A 12,356-nucleotide genomic window follows, 5' to 3' on the forward strand; every position below is an offset into this window, starting at 1 on the left:
CTGCCCAGAACGCCCAACTGCGGTTGAACGTCTGCGATGTCGCCACAGGTGCGCGCTCTCCGCGGCGGCTCCGGAACTCCGTCCTTCCGGAGCCGCCGCCTACCTACGCCGCCAGTGACATGTCGAGCACCTTCGCTGCCGCCCCGATGGATCCGGGCATCAGGTGTCGGTAGATCTTGAACGTGACGTCGATGCTTTTGTGCCCCATCCACTCCGCTACATCGGTAATCGGGATACCACTGCCCAGGCAGTTCGACGCGAAGAAGTGGCGGAATCCGTAGACCACCATTCCCTCCGGGATGTTCACGTCTCCGGCGGCCTTGATGCGCTGCCATTGGTTCCACAGGCCCCAGTGCGGATAGGGCCTACTGACGTCCGTGGGCTGGCGCAGCAAGTAGCCGTCAGTCGTACCGTACTTCTCGGCGTACCACTCGACCGTCGACCTGATGCGAGCCGGCAAGGGAACATCGCGGTACTCCTCTGCCTTCCGATGCTTGAGAGGCCCGTACTTCCTCGTCGACATGACCACCTGCTCGCTGACGCGATAGACGTCGTCCGCAACGATGTTGTTGAGGTTGACGGCGGCCGCTTCTCCGTTACGCAGCCCACAGCCACTCATCATGTCGATGAGCAGCATGAAGGCATCGTCCCCCGCCGTGCGCAGCCCCCGCAGTTGCTCCAGCGACGGGATCACTGCACGCGACGGGTCGTACTGCGGCACTTTCACGCCCTCCATCGGATTCGCTGGATAGAGCCCAAGCCGATGCGCATCCAGGAGAATCGCGCGCAGCTTGTCGACAGCGTTGGCTTGCGTGGCCAGTCCGGCCTGCGCACGCTCCATGGTGCGGATGAATGTGTCGACGACCCTGTGGTCGAAGGTGATCATCTTGCGGCTTCCGAGGTCCGGGAACAAATGATGTTCCAGCAGCGAGTCGAGGTGGCGGACGGATGCCGGCGCAAGGTGGCGTTGCCCCGCTTTCCATTCCAGAGCGAACTCCTCGAACCGCATCGCCCCGTACTTCTCGATGCGCTCGGCCCGAGCATGCGACTGTGTCCGCGACTTCTTGCCCTTGTAAATCTCCGTCAGATGCTCGATTGCGGCGTCCTGCGTGGCAAACCCCGACTCCTCCCGCTGCAGGCCCGCCGAGTTCCTGTACCGGATGTGGTACTCATGCGGGCACTTCGACCAGCGGGACTGCGGGTGCTCACAGGTCTTGTAGAGGGTGCCCATGCCACGCATGAGCTTCTTGGTTGCTGCCACTGGTTCCGGCCCTCCTGGGACACTTGCTGGCTCATTGCTGGCCGCCCAGGGTCAGGGGAACTCCTGACCTGCGAAGAAACGTCACTTGGGTGATATGTGGTGGAACTTCATCGGCCGCAACCAGGACGAGATCACGCAGGCGCGGGAGGACTGGATGACGGGGTCCCGGTTCGGCGAGGTGAAGGGGTACGACGGGGATCGGCTGAATGCGCCCGAGCTGCCGCCGGTGCCGCTCAAGCCGCGGGGGCGTGTGCGCTGAGCTGCATTTTTCGGACGTGAACCTCGTAGGGCAGAGCAGGCTTCGGGTTGATCCAGCCGATTGCGCCCTCGATGCGACACAGGCTGTCGACGCGCCGTACGCCCGGTGAGGGGCATTCCCCGAGACCACGGTGCCATTCCGGGCCAATGTCGCGGAGAATACGCCAGAGCATTGGGGGGATCCGTATGCGGCATCGGCCGTTTTTCCGTTGGGTCGCGACGCTGGGTGTGGTGCTGGTGGCCTGGGCGGCGCTCGCCCACGCGCTGTCGCCCGGTTATCCGGACACGCGAATGATCGAGCTCACCGTCATCGACGAGAAACCCGACGGTACGTGCACGGTCCGCTGGGACGACCCGTTCACCGACTGGGGAACCCCGCGCGAGGCCGCGTACCGGTGCGATCCCGACCGTGACGAGCTGTTCAAGGCCCCCCAGTGGGACGAAGAGACAGGCTACGGCGTGGAAGACGGCTTCCTCTACGAAGAGGGCCCCGACAAGGGCGAGTTGCAGCCGTCCGACCTGGACCCGGCAGAAGAGAAGGACCCCTACGCCCTCTCCGACGCGTTGGTGGCGATTGGGCTTCCCCTGCTGGCGGCCGGACTCGTGGGCGGGAACATACGAGCGGCTTCCCGCGTGAGCGGGGTGCGTCCCCGTCTCGTGGCTCGCGCCCAACGGCTGTACGAGACCGCCGACTTGGCGGCAACGGACTACGCACGGGCCGTGGACGCCGTACGGGACGCGTGGGCCGCCCTGAGCCGAGAACGCATCGACGCCGAACTTGCCCGAATGCCCGTCACGCGCCTCGACGCCCCAAGTGCCGCCCGCGTACTGGACGCGTCCGGTGTGCGGACCGTGGGTGACACCCTCGACGCCGGCGTACTGGGGCTCGGGCACATGGGCGTCGACCGCCCCACGGCGGAGCGGGCCGTCGCCGCGGCCCGCCGGGTCCGGGACGACATCGAGGCCACAGTGGCGGTGCGGCTCGACCCGGACGACCACGGCCCGCGCACCGTCGCCCTGCTCGTCGCCCTGCGCGTACTCCTCGAGGCCGGACCCGAGGCGCGCCACACCGCGATGACCGGCAAGGAACTCGCCCAGAAGCTCGAACCGTTGCTCGCTGCCACCGGGCCCGCCACCGGATACCGGCACATGCTGACAACGGGCTCGGAGGCACGCGCCCGCTCCCGAGCCGCCGTCGCCGACCTGCGCGCCCTGGTGGACACGGCCGAGCGGGATCGCCTGCCCCACGCCTTCGCTCAGACCTCCGTCGACCTGCTGCGCGCACCGGACGAGGGCGCGAGGGCCGGGATCGCGGCACGCACGGACTTCGAGAACCGCACCGCGAAGTACTTCGGGCTCCTCGCCACGATCGTGGAGCCGCGCTGAACGAGGGCCCGTGGTGTCCGTCGGGGCGCGCGAGCGATTCCGAAGGTCGGGTCCAGCGGGTTCATGCCCCCCTGGCCTACGGCAGCGGCAGCGGATTCAAGTCAGCCAACGTCGTGTTGGACGTCGTCAAGCAGCCCCGCCCCGCCGGATACTCAGGCCATCACGCCGCTACGCTCCAGCCGGCAACTCCGGGGGAACACTTGGCAATTCGAGGACGGCGCGCACCCAGACGGTTCACCGCGAGCGACATTCGCCGCGCGATCACCCCGGCCGTCTTCGCGTTCTTCGGCCTGCTGATGTTCTTCAGCGGTTCGGCGGCACGTGCTTCACGGTGCATGGCGCTCAGGTGGAGACCGTGGTCACGACCAAACTGCAACGAAGTGCAAGCGGGCTCACACTCGCCCTGTTCTGTATGACGGTGGCGCTCAACCGGAAGGCTGACGCGGCACGGCGTGAGGTACTCGGCGAATAGCCCCACTTGCCCCACACCGAAGACAGTGACAATCACAAGTGGGCCACAAGCATTCACACATCCCCCGCACATCAGCGATGATGCTCCGTCAGCACATCCTCATGGGGGGAACCATGAACCACCGCCACACCACCACCGCCGCCGGTCTGCTCGCCGCCGCGGCCCTCGTACTCACCGGCTGCACCGCCGACAACACCAACGAGGCCGAGCCGAAGTCGAGCGCCACACCGGTCACTCCGCAGCCGAGCGTCACCGAGATCGAACAGGCCAAGCCCGGGGGAACGCCTCTCGTCATCCCGCCGGAGCCGACCGGCGCCAAGCGCGCCGAGCTGCTCCGTGCGCTCGCAGCCGCGAATCCGGCGGTGGTGAAGTACGAGGACAAGGCGGTCGACGCCGCACGCAATCAGTGCAGCGCCTTCGGTGAGGGCGTGAAGGGGCCGGACCGGCTGGCCTCCCAACGCTTCACGTACAAGGACGTAAAGACGTCAGAGGCTCAGGGCAAGCAGATCAACGAGGCCCTCAAGGGCCTCAAGTTCTGCGAGGCCTGACGCACGAGACGAGCCCGGTCGCTACGTCCCTGCGGCCTGTGGGGCATGGCACTAGCCACCGGGAAGGGGCTCGGGGTAACGCTTCAGTATCTGGGCAGGGTGGTCTTCGTCGGTGGGCCAGAGCACGACGTGGCAGGGTGGAGTAGTCGGCGAGGACCGTGAGTTCGTGGCGGGAGAGCAGGTCGGGGTCGCTGGGAGGAGGGGTGGCGGTCATCTGGAACTGAGCTCCGTCGGGAAGTGAGTGGGCGGTCCGGGCCAGTGGGCGTGAGGTTGGTACGCCAGTGAGCGGCCACCAGCAGCAGGCGATCCTCCAGCGGCAGCTTCCTTCGATGGCCGCCCCCGGACCGGGGCTCCGCTTCGGCTCGGCGTTGCTGCTTCACCGGCCTTCCGAAGATCCGCGGGCCAGCCGGTCCTTCAGGTGAGGACCTTGACGTACCAGTGGTCCGCCTTGCCGTGCCCTTCGTAGGGTCCGGTTTCCTCGTAGCCGTGCCTGGTGTACAAAGCGCGTGCCGCGGTGAGTTGGGTGTTGGTCTCGCACACGATCCGTGCCGCGCCGAGCCTCCTCGCCGATTGCTCGACGGCGAGGAGGAGGCCCCGGCCCAACCCCGCTCCCCGCCCAGCGGGACGCACGAACATCCGCTTGAGCTCCGCAGTCCCAGAAGCAGCTCTGAGCAGCCGCAACCCTGCGCAGCCCAGGAACTCACCCTTGTCCCCGCGAGCGACGAGAAACTCGCCGTCGGGCGGGCCGAGCACATGGTGAGGATCTTCGACAAGCACCGCTTGCAGCTCTGCCTCTGTGGCCGGGCGCCCCAGCACCCGCAGCCCCATCTCGGTGAAGTACTCCCGCATCACCTCATCGACACCCGCGCCGATGACAGGCTCCACCTTGATGGTCCACGTTGGCATGCAGGCCATGGTCCCCGAGCAACCCGCGGCCGTCCACCGTCCGTTCGACAGGTGCCCCTTCGGCAGGTCTCCGGCCAACCGTCACGGGCCGGCCTCAGCAGACCCGTACGCCGTCGATCATGTTGTTGTACGGCGTGCCCTGCAGGTCCCGGATACTGTGCGGCGCTGTGCTGCCGAACTTGAGGGACCAGTGCCCCTGCCAGTTGTAGAACTTCGATCGGGTTCCGCTGGACTGACGGTTCTTCAGCGAGGTCAGCCGGTCGTTGAAGCCGTAGTCACTCAAATCGCGGAACGCGCACCTGTAGAACGTGAGCTTCTTGTGGTCGTAGTTGTCACCCGCCCACAGGCACAGCCGCCCGCTCGAGCAGCTGCTGCCCAGCGCCGAACCGGGGGCGGTGAAGGTGATCGTTGTGCCGTCGTTCGCGCGGAGCTCGTCGAAGCTCACCTGCTGGGCGGGGACCTTCATTTCCGCCTGGTGTGCGTCGATTCGGTCCTGGAGTTGCGCGGCCTGCCGTTCGGAGAGACCGGCCGCACGTACTTGCGCGGTGCGCACCGAGTCGGCGGCGGGTGCGGGCTGCGCGGTGACGGTCCCGGCGGCAAGGCCCGCGGTGAGCAAGGCGGCGCCGGTCAGGCTGAGAACGGTTCGAATGGGTCGCATTGGTTCTCCTCGTTTCCCCGTGGTGTGCCGCTGCTTCGCCGGGGGCGGCACGTGCCCCACTGCCCCGCTGGTCAGCGGGCTTTTCCTACTACCGTGGCCGTGACGGCCGGTCGGTTGTGAGTGCGGTGTGAGCATGCCGCCGATGGCCCCGCGGGCTCCACGCCTTTCGGACCAGCCCGAAAGGCGCAGGCGAAATCCTGATCACGAAGACCTCGGCGTCCGCGCCGAGGGTGGGGACTTCCTTCCGCTCCGGCCGTATGGGCGTCAGGGGGTGAGGACGCGGGCGAGGGAGTCGAGGTGCGTAAGGGCGTCGGGGCCCGCGGGGGAAAGGACCACGCTGGTGGCGCCGGCGGCGTGGCGTGCGGTGATCGCCGTACGGGCCTGCTCGGGCGTTCCGGCGATGCTCAGCTCCCGGACCCATGCGGCCGGCATGGTCCGGGCGAACTCCCGGGGATTGCGGCAGGCGGCACGGTGGGCGCGCAGTTCGGCGGCGAAGGGCAGGGGGTCGATGTGGGCCGCCCAGCCCGGCTCACCGATTGCTTCCAGGCCGGCGCGGACACGGGCGAGGGCGGCTTCCTCGTCGTCGTCGACGGCCGCGGCGTCGTAGGTGACGATCTGCGGGGGCTTGGTGGTGGCTTCCTGGCCCAGATGGTTCAGGGAAACGGTGATGTAGGCGGGGGCGGCGGGTTCAGCCAGGAGGAGTCCGTCGGCGACTTCGCTCGCGGCCTGCTGTGATCGGGGACCGCGGACGCCCAGGACGAGGGGCGGGATGGCCTCGGCGTCGGGGATCTCGGTGAGGACGACGCCTTCGCAGCGCACGTAACGGCCGTTCTCGGGGCCGGGGTTGCCCCGCAGAAGCTGGCGCAGTGCGGTGGCGTACTCCTTGATCAGTGTCAGGGGGCTGGCGGGCCATGATCCGGCTTGGCGCATCCAGTCGGGCATGCCGTGGCCGATTCCGGCGATGAGGCGCCCGGGATGGAGCTGGGCGAGGGTGGCAAGTTCCATCGCGGTGAAGCACACGTTGCGGGCGCCGGCGGGCAGAATGCCGATGCCGACCGTGATGTTCTCCGTGCAGGCCAGGACGGAGGCGGCCTGAGCGATGCCGCCTCGCCGGCCGAGATCCTCCACCACCCAGAGCTGATCGAAGCGGAGCTCTTCGGCCCGCCGCGCGTAGGCCAGTACCTCGCGAGCGGGCAGGTCGAGTGGCAGCAGGACTCCGACGCGGCCACGGACGGGGGTGGCATGGGGTGCAGACATCGGGCTCCTTCGGGGCAACGGGGGTTTCGCTGTCTCAACCCCATGCTGCGTCAACACCTATGGGATGAGCTGTACTTGCTGGACCATGCCAGACGCTGGGCGCTCCTCGGCGAGTGCTGACCACCGGTTCATGCTGGGCATGCCGCACTTCCCGGCGGCATCCGTCATGGGGCACACGCCACAAGCTCAGGGGCGTGCCAGAAAACCGTGTGAGATCAAGAGGTTTCGCACCTCCGACAAGGAGGTGGCACACATGTGCGCCTGCCGGAGCGACTCCTCCTGGTGGGTCGTCGTCAAACCGATCACGGTGCAGCCGGCAGCCACTGCCGCGCGTATGCCCGCGGGTGCGTCCTCCACTACCAGGCACGATGAGGGGGAGACGCCGAGTCGGGACGCAGCCAAGACGAAGCAGTCCGGCGCAGGCTTGGCGTTCTCAACATCGCTGCCATAGACCCGAACGGCGGGAAGAGGAAGCCCCGTTGCCGCAAAACGGGATTCGACGAAGACCCGGTCGCCGGACGTCACGATCGCCCACGGGCTGTGGGACAGCTCCTGGAGCAGATCAAAAGCACCATCGACCGGCAAGACGCAGTCCCGTTCCTGGGCCAACAGCTCGTCGAGCACCTGCCGTTCGGCGACTGGGTCCAGGTGCGCACCGGCATCTTTGACCGTGTCCTCGGGACGCCGCCCGAAGGTGAACTGCCACACCTTCTCCGGATCCAGGCCGCGCAGCAGCGACCAAGAGTTCCAGACTCTCCGGTGAGCGGCTGCCGAGTCCAGCAGGACTCCGTCCACGTCGAAGAGCACGGCAGAGATGGCGGTCGCACCGCGGAAGGGACGTGCTCGGAACCACGTCACTCGGGCGTGCCGGCGATCGCGAGTTCGTTGCGGATCTGGGTGATGACGGCCGAGACGAGCTGGGTGAACTGCTCGTCCGCGGTGGGGAGGTGGAGTTTCGCGGCCTGGCGCAGGGTGGGGATGTCGAGGTCGGCGTGGTCTTCGAGCCAGGTGTCGGGGACGAGTGCGGTGCGGTCGGCTCCGGACCGGGCGGCGGGTTGCTCGACCAGGAGGGCGAAGGAGAGGACGAGCAGGGAGAGGTGGCGGTGGGCCGCGAGCGCCGCCGGCAGGTCGAGGCCGACGTCCTGCAGGAGTCGCAGGAAGCGGTCCAGGTTGAGCAGGCGGTTGGGGTGCACCGAGGTCGGGGGTGTGTCCTCGTCGAGGGAGACGAGCAGGGCGCGTGGCCAGCGGCGGTACAGCTCACGCAGGGAGCCGGCGTAGTCCGCGACGGACGTTTCCCAGGTCTCGGGGTGGAGCGGCGGCGGGCTCCAGGAGGAGAGCATGAGGTCGACCGCGAGGTTCACGACCTCCTGACGGTCCTCGACGTAGTTGTACAACGCCCGCACGGTGACGCCCAGTTCGGCGGCCAGGGCGCGCATCGTGATGGACGGGAACCCCTGCGCGCCGGCCATCTCCAGAGCCTTGGCGGCGATGAGCTCGCGGGTGAGGACCGGCCGGCCCTTGCGTGTGGTGGGGCGGCGGCGGGAGGTGGCGGGCATGGAGCCACCCTACGTGGCGGGCAAGGGACCACCCTACGTGGCGGGCATGGCGCCACCCTACGACGCTCCACTGAACTTCACACACGTTGACTTTTAGTAGTGGGCACCTCCAGGCTGGTCCGGTCGCACTCGTCCACGTCCGGAGGCCGTATCCCATGCCGGCTCAGAAATCCCGCCGCTTACCGCCGTTGAGCGGGGTGCTGGTGCTCGTGATGGCTTCCACGGGGCTGGTGGTCGTCGATCTCACGATCGTGGCCATCGGGCTTCCGCTGATCAGCGCGGAACTCGCCGACGGGGCCTCGGCCGAGTCCGTGGTGGTGACATACATGGTCGCCATGGGCGCCCTCACCCAGGTCGTCGGAAGCCTGTCGGACCGGTGGGGCCGACGGCCGCTGTTCCTCGCCGGAATCGCCGTGTTCACCGTCGCCTCGCTGGCCGCGACCGCGGCGCCCGATCTGCTGTGGCTCGACGCCGCCCGTGTGGTCCAGGGCGCGGGGGCGGCGGCAATCATGGTGAACGGCATCCCTCTGCTCTCCGACCGCTACTCCGGTGAGGAGCGCAACCTCGCCATCGGCGCCTGGGGCTCGTTCGCGACCGCGGCAGGGCTGCTCGCCCCGACCCTCGGCGGGGTACTGGCCGACGCCTTCGGATGGCGGGCGGTATTCGCGATCAATCTGCCTCTCGGGGCGGCCGCTTGGGCCCTGGCCGTCCGCGTACTGCCACGCTCGCCGGCCGCGCCGGATGCGGGGCGGCCGGACTGGCTCGGCAGCCTGCTGCTCATGCTCGGCCTCGGCACGGCGACCCTCCTGATGCTCCGCACCGGCGACGCACCGTGGTCCGGCCGGGACACCGTGACGCTGCTCATCGCCTGCCTGGCGCTGGCCGCCTTCCTGGCCGTGCAGTTGCGCGTACCCGCGCCGACGCTGCACCTGCGGATGTTCGGCCGGCCAGCGTTCTCCGGCGCGATGCTGGCCATCTTCCTCTCTCGCGTCCTGACCATCGGCGGCTCGGTCTACCTGGTGCTGTACTTCTCCGACGGCCTCGACTTGAGCCCGACAGCGGCAGGCCTGCTCATGACCCCGATCTTCCTCGCCCAGATCGCGATGGGCATGGTCGCCTCCAAGCTGCTCAGTCACTGGGCTCCCGGCCTGGTGATCGGTTCCGGCTACGCGCTCAAAGGCGCCGGCCTCGCCGCACTGGCGTTGCTGATCACACCTCATACCCCGTGGTGGGCGCTGCTCTTGCCGCTGCTCGCCTGGGGAGCCGGCGGCGGGGTCGCCGGCGCGCCCGTCATGGCCGTCGCGGTGCGGGTCACGGCTCCTGAACGGGTGGGCATGGTCGCCGGGACCGTCGCCACCCTCGCCTCCCTCGGTGCCGGCGTCGGCACCGCGGCGCTCGGCGCGCTCTTCGCCCTCCATGGCGGCGACGGCAGTCAGGCCGTCACCGACGGGGCCCAAGCCGTGCTGGGCGCGTCCGCGGCCCTGGCGGTCGTCGCCGTGCTCACCACCCTCACGCTCATCGACCCGCGCCGCGTCCCACGCCCTGACCGGAGTCAAGCACCCGCGTCATGAGCGGGGCCGAGGTCGGGAGGCCATCCGAGCAGGCCCCCCCCGCCCCCGACCCAGGTCAGCGTCCGAGGACAACGAAGACAACCACGCCTTCAGCCGAAGGGGCCGTCGCTCGCGAAGGCGTGGTCCGCGAAGTGCTTGCCCATGCGGCGGTACGCGGCAGCCGTGGGGTGGAGGCCGTCACCCAGGTCGTCCACCTCGTCCGGGCCGAGCAGTTCGCGTCCGTCGAGATAGTGGAGGTGGGGGTCGTGTGCCCTGCGGGCCGCCACGATCCGGGCCAGTTCGGCACGGACCACGGTCAGTGACAATGCGCCGGTGGCCACGTCTTCCGTGTCGCCCAGGGCCGTGATCTTCCCGTCCCGTCCCATCGTGGTCGGGCCGGGAGTCTCCTCGAGCGCGGGACAGCTCACCGGTGACATCAGCAGGAGCGGGGTGTCCGGGTGGCCGTCCCGGATCGTGTCCAGGAAGCCGTGGACAGCCGGGCCGAACGTCCGCCTCCGGAAGGCCGCCTGGCTCACGATGTTGATGCCGACCTTGAGGCTGATCAGGTCGGCGGGCATGTCGCGGATCGTCCGGGCGACGTACGGGTCGAGCATCGCGTTGCCCGCCTGGCTGAGGTTGATCACCTCCACCCCGCCGAGCGCGGCCGCCACCACCGGCCAGGTGCCGGTCGGGCCGTCGGCCTCGAGGCAGTGGCTGATGGAACTGCCGTGGTGCACCCAGCGGCGGCGCCCGTCCGGCAGCGGCGCCAGCACGTCGCCGTCGGCGCGCAGTGCCACCAGTTCCGTGGGGGTCTGCTGCGGCAGCCACAGCTCGACGTTCTTCATGCCGGCCGGCAGCCCGGTGAACCGTACGGTCCCCGGCTCGCCCGCGATCAGCCGCTGCTCGGCCCCGGGGCCCGCCATCCGCATCACATTGCCCACCGGGGCCTGCCGGCGTCCGGCCGGGACGCCGTCCACCACCAGGTCAAGCATCCCGGTCGGCCGTGGCTCAGGGTCGGTGTCGAGCTGCCCCGTCGAGGTGAGCACCTCGAACTCCAGCTCACTGGCATCGGTGCGGAACACCAGCCGCACTCCCGACGGCATGATGGTCACCCCGTAGACCGATGGGTCCTGGTACTGCTCCGTGGTCCAGGCGGGCAACCGGCGCGGCATCACCCCCGCCTTCGTGGTCTCCAGATCCAGCGCACCCCGGATTTCCACCGGCCCACCCACCAGAGGAACGTCCCGCACCGCCACCACTCCTGCCTCACGTCGAACACAGCCCCCATGATCGGCCACCGTACGGGCCGTTGCCGTCGTCGTCACTCAGGCGTCGGTGGCCTCGCGCAGGACGTCGCAGGTGTTCTGCAACTCCTCCATCAGCCGCGTGGCTTCGACGATGAGGACGCCGTACGGGCGTGAGACATCGGCCAGTGGCAGGTCGTAGCGTCCCGCCGTGTCCAGGACCTCTTGCAGTGCCTCTTGCGCCACGGCGGCCGCCTCCCGCATCTCCTCGGCCTGCTCGGTGAGCGTGTCACTGTCGAGTTCGGCGATGACATGGGCGATGTCACGCAGGCGGCGGGCGAAGTCGGCGTACGCCTTGAAGGCGGGGGCGTACGTGTAGGTGCTCTCCGTCTCACGCCAGCGGTCCAGGCTCCGGGTGAGCGAGGCCAGTTGGTGGACCGCCCGTTCCATCGCGCTCAGGACCTGGCGATAGCGGCGGAAGTCCAGGTAGCCACGATGGGCCGGCAACAGCCGTCGCGGGTTGAAGGGCAGACTGTTCTCCGCCGTGTGCAGCCCTGCCCGTGCCTGGCCCACGGCGTCCTGCGCCCGCTCCCCCGCCCGACGCCACTGCTCCGCCCGCTCGGCGTCCACATCCCCCTCGCCGAGACCGTCGGCCAGGTCGTCCAGCAGCGACTCCATCTCCGCCGCCAGGATCTGCAAGCCCTGCTCGGCGCTGCGGTACCGCAGCGGCGGCGCGATGCACAGGTTCACGATCAGACCCACTCCGCAGCCGATCAGGACCAGGAGGATGATCTGCCCCAGTTGGCGCGCCCCCTGGGCGCTCGTCGTGGCCGCCGCATAGGTGGAGAACGCGAAGAACGCCGCCGTGGAGACCTGGGAGCGCTGTTCGCCGAGCGCCGGCCACTGGCTCAGGGTCAGCGCGATGACGGCGACGACCACGAAGGCGAGCAGGTCCGGTCCGGCCGTGAACCCGATCGCCGCCTGTACGGCCACTCCCACGACGACCGCCGCGACATAGCGCAGTGTCTGCCACACCGACGTGTGCAGCGTGACGTTCATCGTCAGCACCGCGGAGAACGGCGCGAACGCCGGCGACGTCGCGTTCATCAGGTCGTACGCGATCCACCACGCCAAGGTCGCCGCCACCACACGCTTGACGACCAGAAGGACGGTGTGCCGCTCATGCCCCGCCGACCCCCACGCCCGCGCCAGCCACGCCCCGGCATTCCGTACTCGAACCACCACACACTCCAGAAGCCG

Annotated in this window: 11 protein-coding genes and 1 pseudogene; 4 read left to right on the forward strand and 8 right to left on the reverse strand. The window is 69.0% G+C overall.

Annotated elements, in window-relative coordinates:
* Nucleotides 1–103 precede the first annotated feature (103 nt).
* Nucleotides 104–1,261 (reverse strand): tyrosine-type recombinase/integrase, encoded by a 1,158-nt coding sequence (locus tag ACOKM3_RS02200; protein WP_426896295.1) that lies wholly within the window; start codon nt 1,259–1,261, stop codon nt 104–106.
* A 94-nt stretch (nt 1,262–1,355) separates the two neighbouring features.
* Between ACOKM3_RS02200 and ACOKM3_RS02205 the strand changes: the two are divergent.
* The 3 genes and pseudogenes from ACOKM3_RS02205 to ACOKM3_RS02215 form a co-directional block, all read left to right on the forward strand.
* Nucleotides 1,356–1,520: pseudogene (locus ACOKM3_RS02205) on the forward strand (pirin family protein); the annotation flags it as partial.
* A 185-nt stretch (nt 1,521–1,705) separates the two neighbouring features.
* Nucleotides 1,706–2,905: a hypothetical protein gene (locus tag ACOKM3_RS02210; RefSeq protein WP_426896297.1), complete on the forward strand. Its 1,200-nt coding sequence runs from the start codon at nt 1,706–1,708 to the stop codon at nt 2,903–2,905.
* A 585-nt stretch (nt 2,906–3,490) separates the two neighbouring features.
* Nucleotides 3,491–3,925 (forward strand): hypothetical protein, encoded by a 435-nt coding sequence (locus ACOKM3_RS02215; protein WP_426896299.1) that lies wholly within the window; start codon nt 3,491–3,493, stop codon nt 3,923–3,925.
* Between the two features lie 414 nt (nt 3,926–4,339).
* Here the strand turns inward: ACOKM3_RS02215 and ACOKM3_RS02220 are convergent, their stop codons facing one another.
* From ACOKM3_RS02220 to ACOKM3_RS02240, 5 genes are all read right to left on the reverse strand, one after another.
* Nucleotides 4,340–4,831, reverse strand: a complete 492-nt coding sequence (locus ACOKM3_RS02220) for a GNAT family N-acetyltransferase (RefSeq protein WP_426896301.1) — start codon at nt 4,829–4,831, stop codon at nt 4,340–4,342.
* A gap of 94 nt (nt 4,832–4,925) precedes the next feature.
* Nucleotides 4,926–5,489 (reverse strand): peptidase inhibitor family I36 protein, encoded by a 564-nt coding sequence (locus ACOKM3_RS02225; RefSeq protein WP_426896303.1) that lies wholly within the window; start codon nt 5,487–5,489, stop codon nt 4,926–4,928.
* Between the two features lie 264 nt (nt 5,490–5,753).
* Nucleotides 5,754–6,746 (reverse strand): LLM class flavin-dependent oxidoreductase, encoded by a 993-nt coding sequence (locus ACOKM3_RS02230; RefSeq protein WP_426896305.1) that lies wholly within the window; start codon nt 6,744–6,746, stop codon nt 5,754–5,756.
* Nucleotides 6,747–6,932: 186 nt separating this feature from the next.
* A complete protein-coding gene (locus ACOKM3_RS02235) occupies nt 6,933–7,553 on the reverse strand; it encodes an HAD-IA family hydrolase (RefSeq protein ID WP_426896307.1) in 621 nt (206 codons plus the stop codon).
* 47 nt (nt 7,554–7,600) lie between these two features.
* Nucleotides 7,601–8,302, reverse strand: coding sequence for a TetR/AcrR family transcriptional regulator (locus tag ACOKM3_RS02240; protein ID WP_426896309.1), 702 nt, complete (start codon nt 8,300–8,302; stop codon nt 7,601–7,603).
* A gap of 155 nt (nt 8,303–8,457) precedes the next feature.
* Between ACOKM3_RS02240 and ACOKM3_RS02245 the strand changes: the two genes are divergently transcribed.
* The gene (locus ACOKM3_RS02245; RefSeq protein ID WP_426896311.1) at nt 8,458–9,873 is read left to right on the forward strand and encodes an MFS transporter; all 1,416 of its coding nucleotides are present in this window, start codon (nt 8,458–8,460) and stop codon (nt 9,871–9,873) included.
* 89 nt (nt 9,874–9,962) lie between these two features.
* On the opposite strand, the gene ACOKM3_RS02250 is transcribed toward ACOKM3_RS02245, so the two are convergent.
* On the reverse strand, nt 9,963–11,102 hold the full coding sequence (locus ACOKM3_RS02250) for a GDSL-type esterase/lipase family protein (RefSeq protein ID WP_426896313.1): 1,140 nt from the start codon (nt 11,100–11,102) through the stop codon (nt 9,963–9,965).
* Between the two features lie 75 nt (nt 11,103–11,177).
* Nucleotides 11,178–12,338, reverse strand: coding sequence for an FUSC family protein (locus ACOKM3_RS02255; protein ID WP_426896315.1), 1,161 nt, complete (start codon nt 12,336–12,338; stop codon nt 11,178–11,180).
* Between the last annotated feature and the right edge of the window lie 18 nt (nt 12,339–12,356).

It is taken from the genome of Streptomyces nidicola (assembly GCF_050106155.1).
Taxonomy (GTDB): Bacteria; Actinomycetota; Actinomycetes; order Streptomycetales; family Streptomycetaceae; genus Streptomyces.

Coding starts and splice junctions, on each gene's coding strand:
- ACOKM3_RS02245 (WP_426896311.1), top strand. CDS start 8,458: ATGCCGGCTCAGAAATCCCGCCGCTTACCGCCGTTGAGCGGGGTGCTG.
- ACOKM3_RS02220 (WP_426896301.1), bottom strand. CDS start 4,831: ATGCCAACGTGGACCATCAAGGTGGAGCCTGTCATCGGCGCGGGTGTC.
- ACOKM3_RS02240 (WP_426896309.1), bottom strand. CDS start 8,302: ATGCCCGCCACCTCCCGCCGCCGCCCCACCACACGCAAGGGCCGGCCG.
- ACOKM3_RS02230 (WP_426896305.1), bottom strand. CDS start 6,746: ATGTCTGCACCCCATGCCACCCCCGTCCGTGGCCGCGTCGGAGTCCTG.
- ACOKM3_RS02215 (WP_426896299.1), top strand. CDS start 3,491: ATGAACCACCGCCACACCACCACCGCCGCCGGTCTGCTCGCCGCCGCG.
- ACOKM3_RS02210 (WP_426896297.1), top strand. CDS start 1,706: ATGCGGCATCGGCCGTTTTTCCGTTGGGTCGCGACGCTGGGTGTGGTG.
- ACOKM3_RS02225 (WP_426896303.1), bottom strand. CDS start 5,489: ATGCGACCCATTCGAACCGTTCTCAGCCTGACCGGCGCCGCCTTGCTC.